The organism is Bradyrhizobium sp. USDA 10063 (genome assembly GCF_054063735.1).
In genome coordinates, this window is record NZ_JBSSGP010000002.1 from 5,299,430 (window position 1) to 5,318,629 (window position 19,200).

The 19,200-nt window shown below is 60.2% G+C and carries 15 protein-coding genes and 7 pseudogenes; 10 read left to right on the forward strand and 12 right to left on the reverse strand.

Annotated elements, in window-relative coordinates:
- Nucleotides 1–99 precede the first annotated feature (99 nt).
- The gene (locus tag ACVJGD_RS27170; protein ID WP_456640390.1) at nucleotides 100–1,317 is read left to right on the forward strand and encodes an IS110 family RNA-guided transposase; all 1,218 of its coding nucleotides are present in this window, start codon (nucleotides 100–102) and stop codon (nucleotides 1,315–1,317) included.
- 332 nt (nucleotides 1,318–1,649) lie between these two features.
- Here ACVJGD_RS27170 and ACVJGD_RS27175 read toward each other — a convergent pair.
- Nucleotides 1,650–2,689 (reverse strand): annotated as a pseudogene (locus tag ACVJGD_RS27175) (IS256 family transposase); the annotation flags it as partial.
- Between the two features lie 100 nt (nucleotides 2,690–2,789).
- Here ACVJGD_RS27175 and ACVJGD_RS27180 point away from each other — a divergent pair.
- A pseudogene (locus ACVJGD_RS27180) lies at nucleotides 2,790–3,069 on the forward strand (transposase); the annotation flags it as partial.
- 151 nt (nucleotides 3,070–3,220) lie between these two features.
- Here ACVJGD_RS27180 and ACVJGD_RS27185 read toward each other — a convergent pair.
- The 8 genes and pseudogenes from ACVJGD_RS27185 to ACVJGD_RS27220 all read right to left on the reverse strand — a co-directional run bounded on the left by ACVJGD_RS27185 (nucleotide 3,221) and on the right by ACVJGD_RS27220 (nucleotide 9,155).
- Nucleotides 3,221–3,349, reverse strand: a complete 129-nt coding sequence (locus ACVJGD_RS27185; protein ID WP_456637128.1) for a hypothetical protein — start codon at nucleotides 3,347–3,349, stop codon at nucleotides 3,221–3,223.
- 31 nt (nucleotides 3,350–3,380) lie between these two features.
- On the reverse strand, nucleotides 3,381–3,995 hold the full coding sequence (locus ACVJGD_RS27190; RefSeq protein ID WP_456637129.1) for an HdeD family acid-resistance protein: 615 nt from the start codon (nucleotides 3,993–3,995) through the stop codon (nucleotides 3,381–3,383).
- Between the two features lie 192 nt (nucleotides 3,996–4,187).
- The gene (locus ACVJGD_RS27195) at nucleotides 4,188–4,415 is read right to left on the reverse strand and encodes a hypothetical protein (RefSeq protein WP_456637130.1); all 228 of its coding nucleotides are present in this window, start codon (nucleotides 4,413–4,415) and stop codon (nucleotides 4,188–4,190) included.
- Between the two features lie 933 nt (nucleotides 4,416–5,348).
- A pseudogene (locus tag ACVJGD_RS27200) lies at nucleotides 5,349–5,480 on the reverse strand (IS66 family transposase); the annotation flags it as partial.
- An 84-nt stretch (nucleotides 5,481–5,564) separates the two neighbouring features.
- The gene (locus tag ACVJGD_RS27205) at nucleotides 5,565–6,569 is read right to left on the reverse strand and encodes a site-specific integrase (RefSeq protein ID WP_456637131.1); all 1,005 of its coding nucleotides are present in this window, start codon (nucleotides 6,567–6,569) and stop codon (nucleotides 5,565–5,567) included.
- A complete protein-coding gene (locus ACVJGD_RS27210; RefSeq protein WP_456637132.1) occupies nucleotides 6,566–7,897 on the reverse strand; it encodes a tyrosine-type recombinase/integrase in 1,332 nt (443 codons plus the stop codon). Before ACVJGD_RS27210 ends, ACVJGD_RS27205 begins: the two co-directional genes overlap by 4 nt.
- Nucleotides 7,898–7,923: 26 nt before the next feature.
- Nucleotides 7,924–8,454: a site-specific integrase gene (locus ACVJGD_RS27215; protein ID WP_456637133.1), complete on the reverse strand. Its 531-nt coding sequence runs from the start codon at nucleotides 8,452–8,454 to the stop codon at nucleotides 7,924–7,926.
- A gap of 5 nt (nucleotides 8,455–8,459) precedes the next feature.
- Entirely contained in the window at nucleotides 8,460–9,155 is a 696-nt protein-coding gene (locus ACVJGD_RS27220) for a hypothetical protein (RefSeq protein WP_456637134.1), read from the reverse strand.
- A 137-nt stretch (nucleotides 9,156–9,292) separates the two neighbouring features.
- Here ACVJGD_RS27220 and tnpC point away from each other — a divergent pair.
- Both tnpC and ACVJGD_RS27230 read left to right on the forward strand, forming a co-directional pair.
- Nucleotides 9,293–9,994: pseudogene (gene tnpC, locus ACVJGD_RS27225) on the forward strand (IS66 family transposase); the annotation flags it as partial.
- Between the two features lie 559 nt (nucleotides 9,995–10,553).
- Nucleotides 10,554–10,802, forward strand: a pseudogene (locus ACVJGD_RS27230) (ATP-binding protein); the annotation flags it as partial.
- Between the two features lie 202 nt (nucleotides 10,803–11,004).
- Here the strand turns inward: ACVJGD_RS27230 and ACVJGD_RS27235 are convergent.
- The 3 genes and pseudogenes from ACVJGD_RS27235 to ACVJGD_RS27245 all read right to left on the reverse strand — a co-directional run bounded on the left by ACVJGD_RS27235 (nucleotide 11,005) and on the right by ACVJGD_RS27245 (nucleotide 13,591).
- The gene (locus ACVJGD_RS27235; protein ID WP_456637135.1) at nucleotides 11,005–12,267 is read right to left on the reverse strand and encodes an oleate hydratase; all 1,263 of its coding nucleotides are present in this window, start codon (nucleotides 12,265–12,267) and stop codon (nucleotides 11,005–11,007) included.
- Between the two features lie 32 nt (nucleotides 12,268–12,299).
- A pseudogene (locus ACVJGD_RS27240) lies at nucleotides 12,300–12,817 on the reverse strand (oleate hydratase).
- Between the two features lie 162 nt (nucleotides 12,818–12,979).
- Nucleotides 12,980–13,591: a hypothetical protein gene (locus ACVJGD_RS27245; RefSeq protein ID WP_456637136.1), complete on the reverse strand. Its 612-nt coding sequence runs from the start codon at nucleotides 13,589–13,591 to the stop codon at nucleotides 12,980–12,982.
- 422 nt (nucleotides 13,592–14,013) lie between these two features.
- Here ACVJGD_RS27245 and ACVJGD_RS27250 point away from each other — a divergent pair.
- From ACVJGD_RS27250 to ACVJGD_RS27275, 6 genes and pseudogenes are all read left to right on the forward strand, one after another.
- Nucleotides 14,014–14,194 (forward strand): annotated as a pseudogene (locus ACVJGD_RS27250) (IS256 family transposase); the annotation flags it as partial.
- 1,316 nt (nucleotides 14,195–15,510) lie between these two features.
- Nucleotides 15,511–16,215, forward strand: coding sequence for a helix-turn-helix domain-containing protein (locus ACVJGD_RS27255; RefSeq protein WP_456637137.1), 705 nt, complete (start codon nucleotides 15,511–15,513; stop codon nucleotides 16,213–16,215).
- A 376-nt stretch (nucleotides 16,216–16,591) separates the two neighbouring features.
- Nucleotides 16,592–17,200, forward strand: a complete 609-nt coding sequence (locus ACVJGD_RS27260; protein ID WP_456637138.1) for a protein rhiA — start codon at nucleotides 16,592–16,594, stop codon at nucleotides 17,198–17,200.
- A gap of 362 nt (nucleotides 17,201–17,562) precedes the next feature.
- Nucleotides 17,563–17,838, forward strand: a complete 276-nt coding sequence (locus ACVJGD_RS27265; protein WP_456637139.1) for a hypothetical protein — start codon at nucleotides 17,563–17,565, stop codon at nucleotides 17,836–17,838.
- Between the two features lie 40 nt (nucleotides 17,839–17,878).
- Nucleotides 17,879–18,976 (forward strand): hypothetical protein, encoded by a 1,098-nt coding sequence (locus ACVJGD_RS27270; RefSeq protein WP_456637140.1) that lies wholly within the window; start codon nucleotides 17,879–17,881, stop codon nucleotides 18,974–18,976.
- Entirely contained in the window at nucleotides 18,973–19,188 is a 216-nt protein-coding gene (locus ACVJGD_RS27275) for a hypothetical protein (protein ID WP_456637141.1), read from the forward strand. The genes ACVJGD_RS27270 and ACVJGD_RS27275 overlap by 4 nt, the downstream gene beginning before the upstream one ends.
- Nucleotides 19,189–19,200 lie beyond the last annotated feature (12 nt).

Sequence of the window (19,200 nt, forward strand, 5' to 3'; positions counted from 1 at the left end):
TCGCCCGGTTGCGCCGAGAGCGCGAATCCGTAGTTGTCGTGTCGCCCGCAGCTCCCGTCATGTGTCTGGCAGGAGGTGCGAATGCGACGGGTAATTGGCATTGATGTCCACCGAACCTTCGGGGAGGTGGTATTTTGGGAGAACGGCAGGCTCCGACATGCAGGCCGCATTGATATGACGCGGACTGCGCTGGAGGGATTTGGTAAGACGCTGCTGGCCAGTGATGAGGTTGTACTCGAAGCGACTGGCAACAGCATGGCGGTGTCGCGAGTGCTGGCGCCCTTCGTGGCGCGGGTGATTATCGCCAATCCGTTGCAGGTGAAGGCGATCGCCCAGGCTCACGTCAAGACCGACAAGATCGATGCTGGCACGCTCGCCAGTCTGCAGGCGGCGGGATACTTGCCGCAGATCTGGACGCCTGACGCCGAGACCGAACGCAAGCGCAGACTCGTGGCGCGGCGCTACCAGATTGTGCGGCACCGTACGCGGCTCAAGAACGAGGTGCATTCGATCCTGCACGCACACCTGATCCCGAAGTGCCCACATGCCGATCTGTTCAACGCTCGCGGCCGGGCGTGGTTGGCCGCTCAACAGCTTCCAGACGATGAGCGAGCGGCCATCGATCGGCACGTCCGTGAGCTTGACCGGCTGGCGGAAGACCTGGCCCTGCTCGACCGCGAGATCGCGCAGGACGCAATCGAGGATTCCGCGGTCAACAAATTGATGACGATCACCGGCGTGAATCTGGCGGTCGCCGCCGGCATCGTAGCGGCGATCGGCGACATCAGCCGGTTCAACAGCCCGCAGAAGCTGGTGAGCTATTTCGGGCTGAACCCGCGGGTGCGGCAGTCCGGGCTGGGAGCGGCCCACCACGGCCGTATCAGCAAGATCGGCCGCAGTCATGCGCGTGCCATGCTGGTTGAGGCGGCCTGGGCAGCGGCCAAGGCGCCCGGTCCACTGCATGCGTTTTTCGTCCGCATCCGCGCCCGGCGCGGCCATCAGATCGCCGCGGTCGCCGTGGCTCGGAAGCTCACTGTGCTCTGCTGGCATTTGTTGACGAAGGGCGAAGATTACCTGTGGACGCGCCCAGCGCTGGTCGCGAGCAAGACCCGCGCGATGCAACTTCAAGCCGGACATCCACAACAGAAAGGGAGCCGTCGCGGACCAGCCTATGCCTACAACATCAAGGCGCTGCGTGACCGCGAAATATTGATTGCCGCCCAGGCGGAGCAAAGCTACGAACGATTCGTGTCGCAATGGAAAGCGCGGCGGCCAAAACCCGGCGCGCGGGCGCCTCAATCCGGCAGGACAAAATAGGCAGTCCGGTGATGCTTGCAGCCGACGCGTCACGCTTCGCCACGAGGTCGCCCGCGCCCGACAACCATAATCGCGGCCGACGGCAAGGTCTAGCCACGCCGGGAACGCAGCCCCGTTCCACGCCAGCGTGCCGTCGTGCTCGGGCCGGTCAAGGCCAAGCCATGCGGTGGCCGCAAACGCGGCCAGCCTTGACCGCCCCTGCGCGCGGCGGCTGCGAGATAGGTGGCCGGGACGGAAGAATGGCCGGCAGCGCGACCGAACGAAAGAATGGACGCACGGCGATCTCCGCAATCGTTGCCGGCCATGAAAAAATCGCTTGTCCATCTCATCCGTGGTCCGCAAGTGGACCCTGTGCTCGGCAGGAAAGTCATAGAACGCCAGCAGATCGTCGCGATCCTTGTTCAAGCAATCCACGGCGCGCGCATATTTGGCACCGTATTTCTCGGCGAAGGCTTGGAGTGCAAGCTCCGCGACAGCCCGGCTCGGCGCCATCGAGATGTCCTGCAGGGCTTTCTTCATGCCGCTCTGCACGGAGCTCGGAACCTTGTTGAGCACGTTGACTGTCTTGTGTTGCCAGCAGCGCTGCCGCCGCGTGCCGGGGAAGACTTCGTCCAGCGCCTTCCAGAAGCCAAGGGCACCGTCGCCGACCGCAAGCTCAGGCGCGATCTGCAGTCCGCGCCGGCGAATGTCGATCAGAAGTTCGCGCCAGCTCTGGGCGCTTTCGCGGACGCCGGCCTGAAAGCCGATCAGTTCTTTCTTGCCCTCGGGCGTCGCGCCGATCAAAACCAGCATGCACTCGCTGTGGTCCTCCATCCGGGCCTGCAGGAATACGCCGTCGGCCCAGACGTAGACATAGTGCCGTGCCGACAGATCGCGCTTCTGCCAGCGCTCGTACTCGCCCTGCCATTGCGCCTTCAGGCCCGATATCACCGACGGCGACAGGTTCGGCGCATCCTTGCCGAGCAGCGCCGAGAGCGCCTCCTGGAAATCGCCGGTCGAGATGCCGCGCAGATAGAGGATCGGCAGCAGGGCGCATCAAGGCTCTTCGTCCGCCGCGCCCACAGCGGCAGGATCGCCGAAGTGAAGCGGATCCGGTCGGCCCCGGTCGCGCCGCGGTCCCTCACCTTGGGCCGGGCGACCTCCACCGCGCCGATCCCGGTGGCAACTGGCGCGCTGGGCCATGGCCATGCCGGACCACCCGGGCGCGGCCATCCGGCAGCTTCAACTCAGCCGTCGTCTCCAGAAACGTCTGCAGTTCGATTTCGACCGCCCTGGCGAGCAGGTCACGGGCTCCATTGCGCAGGATTTCTGTCAGTGGATCGTCAACCGCAGACGGCTGACGGAAGGCCAGGATGTTGGTAGTCTCGTTCATGGCGTATCGCTCTCCTCGAGAGGTTCTGGCAGGCTCGACACCCGCCTCGATACGCCGCCTCTCTCAACCCGTCATCACCCACTTTCCCGCATAGCTCGTTATTAAGCCGGGCGACATCGTGATCATGGATAATCTCGGCAGCCACAAGTCGGCTGCTCTGCGCCGCATCATCCGAGGCGCCGGCGCCAGACTCTGGTATCTGCCGCCTTACTCACCCGACCTAACAGACCTTCGCCAAGATCAAGCACTGGATGCGCATCGCGCAGAAGCGCACCCTCGAAGACATTTGGCGACACATCGGCGACCTCGTCACCTCGATCCAGCCTACCGAATGCAGCAACTACTTCGCCAACGCAGGATATGCTTCCATCAAAACGTGAAACGCTCTAGTGGAGACGTTCTGAGACGATGCAATATCCTCAAGCCTTCGCTGAACGATTTCGACCAGGATTGCTGGGCGAGGTCGAGGTGGCACTTCAGCACCTCAAAGGATTTTTAGGGTCGGCAAGATTCTTCAGCTAATTGGCCTGATCATGCAGAGAGGAAGTAGCCAATCTTAATCCGTCCTTTAGTGCCGCAGCGAACAGGATTCTTGTTGCCTCGATTGTTTTTGCCATTCCAGAACGTGAAGAATGCGCGATGCGGCTGTTTTTCCACCATGTAGCCACTCCTTAGGATTGAATCTTTTCGGTCAGTAAGTACCTCCGGTGGAGACAGCTAAACTCTCCCTGGCTCTGGAAGTGCGGCGCAGGCAAAAGCTGATTCCGATATAGCTCGCGCCTGCTACAATTAGATCGAGGCCGAGAAACAGGCCCAGGATATAAACACTGTTGATCGGCCAACGTGCTAGGATCAACAATCCAACCAGCAGGGTAATCACGCCGGATATCGCCAGCCAGAACCGCGCCGTTTGGCGCTTCATGCTGAATGCCAGGATCACGCGCATAATGCCGGCGGCGACCAGCGATCCGCCCAGGATCAGCGTAAGCAGCGCAGCAGCGAGCGCAGGATTCTCAAATGTCACAAAGCCCGCAACGATGTAGAGCGCACCTAAAGGAGCCCACAGAAAAAACTTGCCCCAAGTTTTAACCTGGAAGGCGTTGATCAACTCGGCGAGCCCAGCGATGATCATCATCACGCCGACGACAAGCACACTCGCCACCGTCGCGAGCGCAACGCTACCGAGCGCCACGAAGCCAGTGATCAGATAAACTATGCCGAGGGCGAAAATCCAGCCCCACTTTGGCAGTGAAGCGATGTCCAGACCGGCTCGAAAACGCTGCAGGATATCAGAAGAATTTGCCATGATGGTGCTCCGATGCGAAGGCTGCGCCGCTGCATGGCGCGCACCCTGAAATTGTCGCCGTCGCTTGTCGCGGCGAGATCACCGGGCTGAGCTCATCGTCCGTTGCGAGCAGCCGGCTCAGCGTGCTTATGCCATGCACGCGCTGCGCGAGGTGCTCGCCGCCGAGGCCCACGAGGTGGGTTGCTCACGATCTCACCCAGATGCCGAGGCCAAGATCTCGAACACCACGTTGGTGTTCGGGCTCGGCGGCGACTTGTTGAGCATCGCGAACAATTCCCACGACACCTTGTCGGGATTGTTCAGTGCGGGATTGGGATCAGGAGCCTGGGCGCGCGCAGCGCCCACGAGCGCAAATGTGACGAGAAAATTGATGCGGTCCGCTTCATCGTTGCCTCCTATTGTTGTCGTAATCGCAGTCAAAAAAGAGCGTTCCATACCCTGGCCAGCCGCAACGTACGGCTCCGGTCGCGGAGGGAATAGCGCGCCGTCGGCCCTATCTCACGCTTGGCGAATTGCTTAACTTACCGCAGATTGATGGCTGCGTTTAAAATGATCCAACATCTTCGAGCCTTCGCGGAACGATTTCGACCAGGATTGCTCCGCGAAATCCAGGTGGCACTTCGATACCTCAGAGGGAGATTTGGAGTCGGCAAGGGTTTTCAGAAAATTGGCCTGGTCGTGCAAAGAGGAAGCAGCCAATTTTAATCCGTCCCTCAGTGCCGCGGCGAACAGGTTTCTTGTCGCTTCGATTGATTTTTGCCATCCGGAAACGTAAATGAAATGCGCGATGCAGCTGCCGCCTTTTCTCCAACACCATCGGCGGCGCCACCTGCTCCAGGGGTTGATGCCTGGGCCAGTTCGGGCCCTGCACGTGTCCGCCGTTCGGGTTTCTCGTCTTCGCCTGTGGTCGCGGGCATTCGATATCTCTCGGAAAGGATTGCTACGTGCGGAGTGGTTCGCTGCTCAGTTTCGATCATCAAGCTTCAGAGGGTACCACAACCTTCAACATGTCATACCTGCCTTATCTGGTAGCGCTTGATTGCGAGGAAGAAGCACGGCATCCGTTAGGCGTCCGTCTTCGAGGAACAATGTGAAGCTCGTGCATGATTCAGGATGTAGTTGAAAGACGTGGTCAGTGTGCACGGGAGAGCTTGGCCAGTTGCTTGCGCATATACGTTGAAGACCACCGATATCAGTCGGCTTAGCGTCTGCCGCCTCCAGGCGCTCTTCGGGGCTCCTGCCATGATGGAGCGCTCGATCTCGAACAATGCATCTATCCGTTGCACTACCTCGATCGCGATCGGAGAGAGCGGGATTTCCTTTTTACCAGTGGACTTGCCGGGCATTCTATTCGATGTCGGCCACGGCAAATAATGGGCGCCTTCCGTGCGACCAGCAGGCAGCTTCTCTGATTGGTCCGGGGCGCCGGCCCGGCAGATAGAGACGGTTGTACCCATCATAAGCGTCGGCCTGCAGGATGCCGGCTAATCGCGAGGTGGCGGTAATGTGAAGGAACGTCGCTGGATCCGAGATTGATGTTGTTTCTGATTGACGTTCCTCCGCATTATTTCAGAGCGTGTCGAGCCAAGCGAGCAGGCTCGTATCTCGCGTCCATGACGGGGGATGTCGTGCCGTTTCCGGAACGCTGACCCGTTCCAGCGCCTTTCGCTTCGTTTCCAGATTGGCCCTGGCGTAGTGATTGGTGGTGTCGAGGCTCACATGACCAAGCCAGCTGCGGATGACGGTGATGTCGACGCCCGCCGAGACGAGGTGTACAGCGGCGGCGTGTCGGAAGCTGTGCGGCGTCACATGCTTAATCCGCAACGTTGGCGAGGTTTCGGCCGCTGCCTTCACATAAGCCGCAAGCTTGAACCGAACGCCGGATGCGCTGAGTGGCTCGCCATACCGGTTGACGAACAGCCGCTGGTCCGATGCACGCGGCTGTCGCTCCAGCAGCTTTTTCAGCAACCGAACGGTTTCCGGCCAGAGTGGGCAAATCCGTTCCTTGCGGCCCTTGCCGGTAAGGCGAACGCAACTTGGGCTATCGAACCGGATCGCCTTGGGGCGAAGCTCGAGAGCCTCCTGTATCCGTGCCCCGCTGTTATAGAGGAACGAGAGCAGCGTGTGATCACGCATGCCTTCGAGCGTCGAGCGGTCTGGCTGGGCAAGAATCGCTGCCACCTCCGCCGGGTCCAGATAACAGGGTTCTGATACCGGCGCCCGCTTGACCGGGATGTGAAGGATTTCCACGCACTGAGCGATTGATGCGGGATCCTTGGTCGCGACGAAGTTGAAGAAGCTGCGGATCGCGGCAAGCCTGCAGTTGCGCGTGCCGATCGTGCCGCCGCGATCGTGCTCAGTGTGACCGAGGAAGACAGCCACCTCGCCGGCGGTCAGATCGGCCAGCGTGATCACCGCCACCTTCTTTTTAGCGCGCTGTGCGACGAACCGCAGGAACAGTCGCCAAGTATCACGATAGGATCGGACTGTGTGGACGGATGCGTTGCGTTGCTCGACGAGCCATTCGTAGAAGAACGCACGCATCAGATCCGGGAACGCATTCGCCTTGCTCATGACCGCACCTCCTGCCCCAGATCGAGGCATGGGGCGCCCACCGCCCGGAACCGCTCGTTAGCGTGATGAAGCAGGTCCTGTGTAACGGTGATGTAGATAAGGGTGGAGTGGATATCCTTATGGCCAAGATATGTCGCGAGGAACGGCAGCCGGTCTTGCGGATTGATGCCCGAGCGGTACCATTCGAGGATGCGGTGCACGACCATCGAGTGGCGCAAGTCATGAAGACGGGGACCCGTTCGCCCTTCTGGCGGCTTCAGCCCGGCTCGGCGGATCACGTCGACGAGCAACAAGGCGATGACCTGCTTTGTGTAGCGGGCGTTGCGCCCCTCGTGCCAGAACAGGGCGGAGTGCGGATCCTGCGGTGCACCGGCCTGCCGCCGAGCATCGAGATAAGCCCGAAGCTCGGTGATCACGCTGTCGGGCAACGGCAGTATCCTCGTCTTGTAGAACTTGGTCTGCCGGATCGTGATCGTGCCGCCGTGGAAGTCGACATCACCAAGATCGAGGCGGGCAAGTTCGCCACGCCGAAGCCCCGCGCAATAGGCCAGCAGAAGCATGGCATGCATGCTCGGCGCACGCAGCGGGGCCCGTCGCGAAGGATAGGAACGGGCAATATCGAGCATCTGCTGTACGTCGGTCGGCGTATAGATGTAAGGCTTGCGCCACTGCTTCGCTAATTCCGTCTGCGGTCGCGGGTCCGGGCGGCGAGGCGGGAGCGACGGATCCTTGTGGCGCAGGACCCTCGCAAGGATCCGCTTCAGTCTCTCACATTCCGCCGCGTGATTGAGGGTCGGTTTTGCCTTCTTCCAATGCTCCAGCATCACCTCGATCGGTTCATCCTGCAGCGCAGGGTTCAACTGCAGGAACCGGTCGAACCGCAAGAACCACGCGGGCTGCGAGGTGTATTTGTATCCCCTGTTGCGCATCAGCGCGACGTGCTCGGCCATGATTCCGCCCAGTGTGCTGCCAAATGGCTTGGGCTGGCGGAGTTCGGCAAGGGCTTGTTCGGGGTCATGCGACGCCAACGCGCGCCAGACTGGCCGACATCGCTTGATATTGCATGCCTCACACAAGGCGCTGACGGGATTGCGCTCGATCGCTCCGATTTTCAGAAGATGTTCGAGGAACCGATCGATGATGCGGGTGCGGTTCATCAACGTCGTCGCCATCCAATGGTCGGACAATGTCTGTAGCCACGCCACCAGAACATCCTTGCCGAGTTCGGCATGGCATTCAGCGACGTCCTGGAAGCTGTTTAGCACCTGCCTGTAGTAGGTGCGGCTTGCGCGGCGCAGCCTAAGGCCTGCCAGATAGTGCGCGATCAACAACCGTTCGGGATCAGGCCATGCTGTCATGACAGCACCTCCCCTTTCGGCACGTCGAGTGCGATGGCCCTGAGGTCCTCGGTGGCAAGCTTGAGATAGGACACCGTCGACTCCGCCGACCGGTGCCCGAGCAGATCACCGATGACCTTTTGAGGAACCGATGCGCGCAGCATCTCGACCGCGCGTGCATGTCGGAAGCCATGCGCACCGCTCTTGCCCGGCGGCCTGACACCGGCGTGGCGCAGCCGGCGTCGTACCACGGTGTCCAACATACTGAGCTTGCGATAGGGCGCGCGCGTGCGGATGAAGATTTCCCGGGCGTCGATCGCCGGCCGCCCCGCACGTAAATAAGCAAGCACTGCTTCGCCGACCGGCTCCATCAAGGGCAGGAAGGAACAGGCTCTGGTCTTGGTGTGCCGAATGCGGATCGATTCCGCCCGCCAGTTGATGTCCTCAAGCCGCAGGTTACAGATTTCGCTCGACCTCAGGCCGTAGGTCGCGAGCAGTTGCAGGATCGCATGGTCCCTCAATCCCCTCGGAGTCCTGTCCTTTTCCACAGCCTTTAGGACGGCCGCAACCTGGTCGCGCTCCAGAATCGAGGCACCCCCTCATGGGCGTAGATCCGCGGACCGATGACATGCGGCGACAGGTCGATCGCGGTACGGCCGACCCGGTGCAGATGCCGCAACAAAGAGCGCAAGCGGTTCGTGACGGCACTCAACGATTTGCGCGTCAGCTTCGGCGCGCGCATATCCATATAGCGGTCGATGTCATCGACCCTCAGGCTCGCCAGGCTATTGTAACCGTTCCGCTCGAACTGCCAGGTCAGGAAGTGCCGAGCCTCCCAGATCAATGCCTTGATGCTGGCGCGGGCAAGGCCTCGCGCCTCATGAAGCCAGATCTCGTATTCGTCGCAGATCGCAAATCGCGCCGCCTCGGCGGCGCAGACTGCTTTCGGACGGGGCGGCCACTCGCCCTGTACAAGCCGCAGCAGCGCATGGATTCCAGAGCGCGGGATCGGGTGCTGGTATGGCCCTGATTGACCATGGCGTTTGTGCAGCATCCCACTCGCGTGGCTTATGTATGCCGACACCAGCGTCTCGGTCACGTCCTCAACCTGGATTTCCCGCCGTTCGAGATAATCGAGGAATCTGCGCGCGCTCCTGCAGTAGTTACCGATCGCCCTCGAATGATAGCGCTGGCTGGCCAGTATGGCCTTGAGCTCGGCGATCAGTTCTTCATTGGATTTCAGCATCATCGACTCCTCTGCTGGTCAAATGACTGCAGAGGTCGCCGAAAAATAATGCGAAGCAAAGCCCGTACCGAATCCGCGGAATTTCTCGACATTCACGCGTCGAGCCGACGTTCCTTCACATTACCGCTACCTCGCGATTAGCCGGCATCCTGCAAGCCGATTGCTACAACGGCTTCGAGCCGCTGTTCGACCCGCAGAAAAAGGTGCTGCCGATTACGCCGGCGTTTTGCTTCGCCCATGCGCGGCGGGGCTTCTTCGAGCTGGCTGACATCGAGAAAAATGCTCGGGAAGGTAGGAAGGGCAAACCGGTCTCCCCGATCGCGCTGGAGGCTGTCAGGCGCCTTGATGCGTTGTTCGAGATCGAACGCGCCATTAACGGCTGCGGCGCCGACGAGCGGCGCGCCGTGCGCCAGGAAAGGAGCAAGCCGCTCCTCGGGGACATGCACGCCTGGTTGCTTCGTGAGCGCGAAACCCTCTCGCGCTCTTCCGAGGTTCTGAAGCCTATGAATTACATGCTCAGGCGTTGGGACGACTTCGCCCGCTTCCTCGACGATGGCAGGATCTGCTTGACCAACAATTGCGCTGAGCGCGCATTGAGAGGCATCGCCTTGGGAAGGCGCAACTGGACCTTCGCTGGCAGCCAGCGTGGCGCCGACCGTGCCGCCATTATGCTGACGATGATCACGACCTGCCGCCTCAACGACGTCGATCCCAAGGCCTGGCTCGCCGACGTCCTCGCCCGTATCGCCGATCTGCCCGCTTCGCGTCTGCACGAACTGCTGCCCTGGGAATGGAAGCTCCTGCGCCAAGCCGACAAGCCCGCCGATCAGCAGGCCGCCTAACCTTCGCGCAACGCCATCATAGGGCTCGTCACGCCCGCGCGCATGCGTCAATCAGGCGGTCTTCGTCGTATGCGTACCCAAGAAGTGCTGAGAACGGCTCTGGTATTGGTTCTTGGACGAACAGCCGTCTCGCGATGAGAAAACGTTCAACGGCGCGTCGGGTGCCTTGCAATGATGCGGGGGCAAATGCTTGCGACAAGACCACTCCTGAAACGCCGCTATCGCAATCAAGCCGCGCTGAACACATCCGGTCGAGAGCTTCTTTTAGGCCTCGTACGTGGTGGCAGGCCGTAGATCGGGCGTAGCCAGCCGAGATGAGCCAAGTAGCGAAATCTTCCAACAAAGTGCCATTGGGCGATGCCGTGTAACCCGCGTGAACCTTCCGGAATAAGTGTTCGAGCATGGTTGCCTCCTTCGGATGAACGAGAGAGAACCACGCTACCGTCGTCAGTTATGTTGAGTAGGGACGGTCGAAGCGGCTGTTAATAGCGGGGAGATCTATATCGCTCCACATCATTGCGCGCTGCACATAAGTCCAATCACGTTGAGCTCAACGTGATTGGACGACTGGGGACCCGAAGCGCTCACTGGCGACCAGCGCCGGGATCTGCTCGAGATCGTCGATGATCGCTACGACAAGGGATCATTGTTGATCACAAGTCAGGTCCCCGTGTCGCAATGGCATGACGTGATTGCCGATCCCACGCTCGGCGACGCCATATTGGACCGCATCCTTCACAACGCCCACCGCATCGAGCTCAAGGGCGACAGCCTGCGTCGTCGGGCCGACGATAGGACAACAGCGTGACCACCGCGCGCCCGATCGCCCCACCGGCCCACAGGTCCCTCCCGCGCGCGCCGCTGCGTCGCTCGTGGGGGCCACTCCGCGCCGCGCGCGGGGCCCTCCCATGGACCGCTGGACCGATCTCCAAGCCCTCCCGCCCGTCTTGACCAGGAAGACCATTTCCAGCACACAGAAACCCGTCAGTCGTGTTCGTCTCCGCAAGTGATCACCATCGTCTGGAAACCGTGATCACGATCGCCTGGAAGCGCTGATCACCATCCCTGGAATACGCATGGATGGCCGTGGCCTGCTTGCATCCTGCCTTTATGTCGAAATCGACATCGGTGACTTCGACGTCGTAGCGGAAGTTGACGCCCTGCTCCAACAGCCATTTGCACAACGCCAGAACTAGCGATTCATACTGATTGTACTTGGTGAACTTCAGCGCGCTGAAATCCGGCAAGCCGCCGATATGGTGGATGAACCGATGCAGATAAAGCTTCATCTCGAGGGCGGAATGCCATTCCTGAAAGGCGAACATCGTCCGCCAATAGAGCCAAAAATTGCTGTTAAAGAAATCTTTCCCGAACACTTCGTCGATCCGCTTGTTCTCCATCTCCTCACGGGAGGCAAGAAGGATGGCAATCAATTCCTTCTGCGCCTTTTCACTCAGAGTGAAAAGGCCATCGGTGCGCGCATCCTGTCCCTGGTTCACCGTCGCCCGCTGCAGCGAGTAGTTCGGGTCATCCTTGTTCAACCAGTAGAACTCGTCGAGCACACTGGCACCTTCGGTTTCCAGCGAAGGGATCGACCGGAATAAATCCCATAGGCACTCGAAATGATCCTCCATCTCGCGGCCACCACGGACCACGAAGCCCCTTCCCAGGTCTTGGTTACCGTCGAGAGCTCCACCGGGTATCCTCAGCCGTTCGAGGATGGTGATCCGGTCGCCGCACATATGGCCATCGCGCGGACTCCCGAGGCCGCGGCTTCCAGCGCTGCGGACTTGGTGATGCCCCGCACGCCGAACTTCGAAGCGACATACGCGTGAAGTCCGGCACTGCCCCGCAGCCCCCTCGACCGACGAGACGTTGACAATCGAACCTCCGTCCGCGCGCCTGATGGCCGGCAGGGCCGCCTGCATTCCGAGGAATACCCCGGTTAGATTGACGGCAAGGGTCTTGTTCCACTGGTCGAGCGGGAACTGCTCGATAGGGGCCATGTTGGCGATCCCGGCGTTGTTGACTAGCCCGTGCAGCGCGCCGAAGTGACGCTCGGCGCTTGCAACCGCCTTGGCCCACTCCTCCGGCTGGGTAACGTCCTGACCGACATAGAAGGCGGATCCGCCAAGTTCGGCCGCGAGAGCCTCTCCTTCTGTATGAAGAATATCAGTGATTACGACCCTGGCCCCCTCAGCCACCAGCAGGCGCGCATGAGCCGCCCCCATCCCGCGAGCCCCGCCGGTCACCAGAATGACTTTGTCGTTCATACGTCCCATGATCCTCGCCTCGTAGCGTTGGGTCAATGGCGGTGCAGCGTCTTCCAAGCGTCGAAGAGGACGCGGGGATCATGCTGGCCTTTGTACAATGGTGAGACCGGGCGCTGGACGTCGAGCAAGCCGAAAACGGCGGTCTGTGCCGCTCGCACGGAATATTCGACGGTAAAGACAACGTCGTCGGGAATCTCGCAGAACTGGCCGATGAAGGCGAGGTTGCGCGAGCCCTTCGGAATGACCTTCGGCCGGTCGGTCTCCACGCGCGGCATGAACTGAGCGGTAATGTAAGGCATCATCGCCGTTACGACGCGCGAAGTCTCGAGAATGTGCGGAATATTCTCCGTGAATCGCAGGTGCGAAAGCAATTCGATGAGAATTTCACGCCCCGTACACCCCGACATGGGCTTATGCACAAAGTTGCCCGGTTCGTCCGGGAAGAGCCCATAGCCCCACCACACCCAGACATTCTCCGGCTGTTCGTAAAGTGCGGTTGACGATTAAGGACGATAGTCAGGAGCCAATTAGAATCTTTGATCGTTACCAGGACACCATGGTCAAAGCGACCGTCTCCGACAGCTCGGCTGGGCCTTGCCTCGGCTTGCGCAGGACGATTGGCGCGAAGCGGACTGCGAGTTCACTCGTGCGCGCCTTGCGTCCCGGAGCCGCCGGAATGTCCACCTTGAACCGACCTTGCTCGGGCAGGGCATCAACGTGCGAGAACAGCAGTTCGATCTGCTCCCCTCATCCGTCTCGATCCGCCGGTTCTGGCAGGCACGCACGACCATATGCATGTTCTGGGGACGGAGCGCGAAGTGCTCGTAGATGTCGCTTTCCCGGTCCGAAACGCCGGTAATGCTCGCAGCCCCTCCAACACCTCTGCCGTATGCGTGGTGGCATCAATCCAGCGCTGCGATTCCTTCTGCGCTGTTGTCCACGACCGCCGGTGCTTGGCCTTCTTGCCGCCGCTCCGGTTCCAAATCTTGGCACCGACCAGCCCGAGCGCGCCGCCATTGCTCGCATCCACCGCCAAGGTCGCGTGCAGCAGCAGGCCGCGCAACGCACCGCCTTTGCCAATCGGCCCGTAGCCGCTTGCCTTCGCGCGCCGTCCGCCCAGCGAAAGCTCACTCGTATCCTGTGCGACGACGATATCACGCCCGCTCACGCGAGCGGCCGTGCGCTCCGCCGCGTGTGCAGTCATCTCCTCCGCCGTCACCGCTTTGTTGCGCAGAAAGCGCGTGAACTGTATTTCGCGCGCCCGGTCCCGTTGCGCCAACTGACGAATACAGGAGCCAGGCCGCCTGACCAGCGCTGCATGCAAATGGGCCCCCCTTTTTGCAGCCGCGGGTCGTCAAACCGACCGGTATTCCATCCCAGACATTGCCTACTCCCGCGGATCATTGCCTAACCTACGGAATCAGCAATCAAATCGCTTCGCAAGAGTGTGAATACAACAGCCGAAAGTTCGGTGGACGTCGATGCCAATCACCCGTCGCATTCGCACCTCCTGCCAGACATATGACGGGAGCTGCGGGCGACACGACAACTACGGATTCGCGCTCCCAGCGCAACCGGGCGAGTCGCAGAGGCGGCCAGCTACTAACTCGAGCTCGCGGCTCATCGTGTGCATCGGCCTGCCCGCACTTCGTGCTCCCGGTGCCTCTGTCCCGATGGTCGCACCATACGCCACGATGAAGAACACCGCAGCCGAACGTTGGCACCGAGAAATCTCATATTGGTTACCACGCGATCGAACGACTGCACGAAGAGTTCAAGCGGCGGACCAAGACGCAAACCGTGCTGCGTCCGCGGACACTGCTGCCATGCTGTTCTGGGCGCTGCTCGCCTCCGGCAGCGCAAGATCGGTGGCTGGCAGACGCTCGCCACCAAACCCATCGATCAGCCAACTGACCTCGCAACCTGATCCAGTACCTTCATGCTATTCGGAGATCGCGCCAACGCGAATTCCAACCACTCTCCAGGACGGCACCCCGCCAACGCTGCTAATCCTCTCGTGGAGACTGGTTCCGTCGGCCTTTTCGATGCAACGAATACGTGCGCGCTTGGCCATTTTGAAATCTTCCATGGGCTCTTCACAAAGCAATTGCAAATGTGAGAACCGTAGGCAGAGTTTCCAATAGCCGCCCCATCTGCTCTTGCCACCAATCCTGGTAGGTGCCTCGCAGGTCTTTCTTGGCGATGCTATCCAACGCGAACATAGAGACCAGCAATGGACTCAACAATAAAATGGCTGTTTGGAGTGCGCTTGGTGTCCTTGGGATTGGCGTCTTTGCGTTAGGTGGCTTCGGATGGAAGTTGGGCCATTTGTCGGTGAGAGAACCGCTACAGCAAGCCTTTGTCCGCGTCCTAAAGTTCAAGTTTCAATTCGACTCTAAACCATTTTTCGCGAGTCCGTGGTCAAATCTTAGGTACCACCAGTCCTCTCGTTACCTCAGCACCTGACCTGAGTGTCGTCGGTCAGGTTTTGAGTTGTACGTCCCCTGACGGACGACTCAGACTCGCATAATGCAGATCAGAGGCTAGCGAGCGGTACTAACCCGCCAGGACGAAACGTCACGCCGGCGCTTCCCCTGGCGCCCAGCACCAAGCTGCTGCGGCCGTAGAGCGAGGCTGTCGGATCCAAAGCCCCGATGAACATCGGACGGTGTGCGCGGAAACATCTCCGGAAAGCAAGCATTATCACGCACCTCGTGCGGTCATGGACGGCAAATCAACCAGAGACCCGAGCTGCCATAGATGTCTGACGGCTCAGCCCCAACGCCGGCGCAAAGCGAGCATTCGCGCGGTTAGCGCGGCGTGCTTTTCGCCTAGTGCGGATCACCCATCACCACCATTAGCCGCGCGAGGGCAGGGTGAGCAAGACAACCACAGAGTCGGCGCGTCATATTGGCGCACAAGGCCCAATCCCTAGTTTCCATTTCACGACCTCCGAGACCGATGCCCCCTTCGACGCCTGGCGATCTCTGGTCGAGATATTGTTCGACAGCCACCCGTCAAAAAAAAACTTCCGGATCCAGTACGTTCCAAGCGGATCTCCTCGTTCACCATTTCGGCACATTCCTGCTTTGCCGAAGCATCGCCGACGGCGGTCGCTATCGACGCGCCACAGCACGTTTGGCTTGGGATGACCTCGACCATATCATCGTCTCATGCATCCAGCGCGGACGTGTCGCGTTGTCGACTCCTGCGTTCCGGAGGCTTGGACCGGGCGATGTAGCGGTGCTCGATCTGTCCACACCCGTGGCCTTCGTGATGGAAGCCGCCGAGGCGGTACACCTGATCGTCCCACGAGCGTCGCTGCCGGCATCGGTCGCTCCAGTGCAACCAATTCACGGGCGCATTCTAACCCAAGGCACTGCAATGGGCGTTTTCGTTCGGAGGGTCGTCGAAGCTCTTGCCGCGGCGGCACGGCACTTCGGCTCGAACGAGGTGATTGCGGTCGGGGCATCTATCCCGGACTTGCTCGCCTCCTGCCTCGGACCTTCAGATGTTCTGTCCGCGACAGAACGCAAAGATAACCTCGGGCGCCGCTTGCGTCGCTTCATCGAGGAAAACCTGCACCGCAAAGACTTGACCCCCTCCCGTTTAACGCGTGAGCTTGGCATTTCGCGCAGTCAACTCTTCCGACAATTCGAGACGATGGGTGTCGAGGCCTATATCCGCCAGCGCCGCCTGAGGCGCTCCCTGCTGGCTTTGTGCGATCCGCGTCATGCCCATCGAAGAATAGGCGATATCGCCTACGACATGGGGTTTGCCGACGAGGCTCATTTCAGTCGCATGTTCCGGCAGGCCTTTGGCCTCTCTCCGCGCGCCGCTCGCGAAGCGGCACGGCAAGCGGACAGCTCGGCCGCGGATGGCATGTTCCGCCCATTCACCGCGGGCAACTCCTTCTCCGATTGGGTGATGGAACTGCGGGCCGGCTAAGTGACGCTTGTTGGGACGCTCGTCCAACTTTTCGGGACGCTCGTCCAGGGACACCCCGAAAGAACATCGGTACCGTCACATGCGTGCTTAGGACCGCAGATGAGCAGTGCCAAGACACCGCAGCCGAAAGGAAATTCTTCGATGTCGGTTAGAGCGATAGACCACCAGTCCAACATTCCAGTCGGCGCGACGCCGCCTGCAAGAGATAACTTTCAACCTGACCGTCGCGAACGCGTCGCGCTTCCTAAGTGCTTAGTTTCCCTCGCTTCTTACTCCTCGTTTTGAGTGAGCAAGGGTCGGCGCCGTTTAAGCCCCGGAACCAGTGCCGGCCACCAATAATCCCGGGCGCGATCCTTAGAAATGAAGGACAAGATCAATGACGTCATACTCTCTGACCTGCGTGAACAATTCACAGCTTCACGGTAGCTTCGCCGTATTCCAGAAAGCGCCGCCCACGACGATCCCTGGCAACGTATTTTCGCTCGCCTGGTTTGCCCGTCCAACCGCTCCAGGTAGCCGTGTGACCTTTACCTGGAGTCTCGACTACAGCTTCGTCTGGTCGGAGACTGGAGTGCTGCAACCAGGCGTCAACTTCTCGGCAACGCAGGTAAAGCCGGCCGATCCGAACGGCCAAAATCTCATTCAGCTTACCCAGGACAGTGCCGGCGCGACGACTTTCATCAATCCCAGCGTCAACGGCGCTGTGGGCTCACTGACCATCCGACAACTGTCGAATGTCGTGCCCAACCGCACATCCGTCGGCGTCGGCATGGCTGGTTCGGGCACCTTCGTGGTCCAGGCCGCTCCGAACATGACTGCCGTCTTTACTCCGCATCCCAACTATTGGGTGATCTTCGGCAATTACCAGACCGGGGACGTCATCGACATTGAGGATGTAACCGGAGCTGTCGAGGCGACCTACGGAGGAGCCCTCACGGCTCGGACCGCGGCAATCGGTCTCGAAAACCTTATCACAGTATCCTAACGCATCAGGCGGCGGCTGGCTTCAGCCGCCGTCGTCCTCTTAACGTCCAGGAGCCGCAAATGTCCGAGTACTGGTGAGCTGACGGGCGGCTCGCCCCACGGCAAGCTCCTATCTATCGAGGGTTGCGCTGGGTGGACCGGCGCCGAGCCTCAAGCATGGGAGCGGGCCTGATGAACGATAGCATTTTCGTGGGACTGGATGTCCATAAGGCGACGATTTCGGTTGCGGTTGCCGAAGGGATGCGTGGTGGTGAGGGTCAAGACGGACTGCCGCGACGCGGCGATGCTGGCTAAATCCGATCGGGCCGGCGAGCTCACGGCGGTGCGGTCCCCGATCCGGCGCATGAGGCCACGCGCGACCTGGTGAGAGCCCGCGCCACGGTAGTGCGCGTGCTCGGCAAGGCGCGCCAGCATCTGCAGGGATTCCTGCTGCGGCATGGACGGATCGACGCCGGCAAGAACGGTTGGACCCTGGCTTACCGGCGCTGGCTGACCACGGTGCGCTTCGATCACCCGGCGAGCCAAATCGTCCTGCAGGATTACGTTCACGCCGTGATCGACGTCGAGGCTCGAGTGGACCGCTCGGCCAAGCAGATCGAAGAGCTGGCGCCGCAATGGTCGATGGCACCGGTGCTCTAGGCTGAACAGGTGGGGTTGAGTGGTATTCCGGGAGGAGCAAATGTTGGCGAGCGAAGCAGCTCGAATTTTTCGCGACTGGGCGGTGGCAGAGGGCCTTATGCCCGACAATGCCACGATCACGATCAACTCGACTCCGGCTGAAATGGCGCTCATACAGCCAGTCTCTGATGCTGGGCGGCAAGCGCTAAGGTCCAAGGAGATTGAAGCCATTGTCTTTGCTAACGGCCGTGACGAGATCACTATCTTAACTAAGAGGGCTGCCCCGAGTAAGCGGATGATTGGTTCGCTGCCTGCGACCCTGGACAACGTCAAAATTTGTTATCGACAAGGAGCGCAAGATCCAATCGGTGGTGATATGGGGCTACCGTTCGCAGGGCCGGCTTATGTTGTGCGAAGCGCAGGCGGTCGCGCACGGTATACGTGCGGTAGTTCAATTTCAGTCGGCAATTGCCGAGACGCTGGAACGCTTGGGGCTCTTGTCAGAGATCAGACAGAGATCCTTTACGGGCTTACCAACAACCACGTCTCTGGAGCGTGCAATTTCGCCGCGGTGGGGCTACCAATCATAGCACCCGGAGTGTGTGATGTTGCTCCGAACAACCTGCCACCGTTCACTGTCGGATTTCACTCACGGTCGCTCCCGATCATACCTGGATCAGCCGACAATATCTCAGCCGCGGATAATCTTGACGCGGCCATTTTTCGGATCGGCGATGAGGCTAATGTTTCCTCGTTTCAGGGCGACAGTTACGATACACCGGTCAGTGTACTACCTTTTTTCGATGGCATCGAAGTAGAGAAAGTCGGCCGGACCACGGGACACACGCGGGGGCGAGTACTCGGGCAAATCATCGGCCCATCCCCGATCAAATTTGAAGCTGTTATTTATGGCTTTACCGGACTAGTATTCTTCGAGCCCCTTTGGATGATCGTTGGTCAGGGCGCGTTGTTCTCTGATAATGGCGACTCAGGTTCCCTGATCACAACTGTCGTTAACGGGCAACGATTCGCCGTCGGAATCGTTGTTGGAGGGAAGCATGACGGTTCAGCTCCGGGCGGAAAGGTAACGCTAGCTTTACCGATCTTGCCAATACTACAAAAGCTGGGAGTGTCTCTGATTGCGGGGCACAACCTATGAGCACCAACGCAATAAGTGCAGCTAAGAAGCTACTGAGCGAAATGGAAGCTCCAGCAGGGGCCGTGAACGCGTGGGTCGACCGCGATCCTTCGGGCGATTTCATCCGGATTTGGATTGACCCTCTGCAGGGGTTTCTCGCGGCGCGCGTGCCCAACACCTATGCTGGCTTCCGGGTAATTGTTGAGACGCGCGAACCGGCTCTAGGTGTTTAGTCCCAGGTTTTG

Excerpts from the sequence above, each read along its gene's own strand:
- ACVJGD_RS27190 (WP_456637129.1), bottom strand. The coding sequence starts at position 3,995 with ATGGCAAATTCTTCTGATATCCTGCAGCGTTTTCGAGCCGGTCTGGAC.
- ACVJGD_RS27235 (WP_456637135.1), bottom strand. The coding sequence starts at position 12,267 with ATGAACGACAAAGTCATTCTGGTGACCGGCGGGGCTCGCGGGATGGGG.
- ACVJGD_RS27260 (WP_456637138.1), top strand. The coding sequence starts at position 16,592 with ATGACGTCATACTCTCTGACCTGCGTGAACAATTCACAGCTTCACGGT.
- ACVJGD_RS27270 (WP_456637140.1), top strand. The coding sequence starts at position 17,879 with ATGTTGGCGAGCGAAGCAGCTCGAATTTTTCGCGACTGGGCGGTGGCA.
- ACVJGD_RS27275 (WP_456637141.1), top strand. The coding sequence starts at position 18,973 with ATGAGCACCAACGCAATAAGTGCAGCTAAGAAGCTACTGAGCGAAATG.
- ACVJGD_RS27205 (WP_456637131.1), bottom strand. The coding sequence starts at position 6,569 with ATGAGCAAGGCGAATGCGTTCCCGGATCTGATGCGTGCGTTCTTCTAC.
- ACVJGD_RS27185 (WP_456637128.1), bottom strand. The coding sequence starts at position 3,349 with ATGGTGGAAAAACAGCCGCATCGCGCATTCTTCACGTTCTGGAATGGC.
- ACVJGD_RS27220 (WP_456637134.1), bottom strand. The coding sequence starts at position 9,155 with ATGATGCTGAAATCCAATGAAGAACTGATCGCCGAGCTCAAGGCCATA.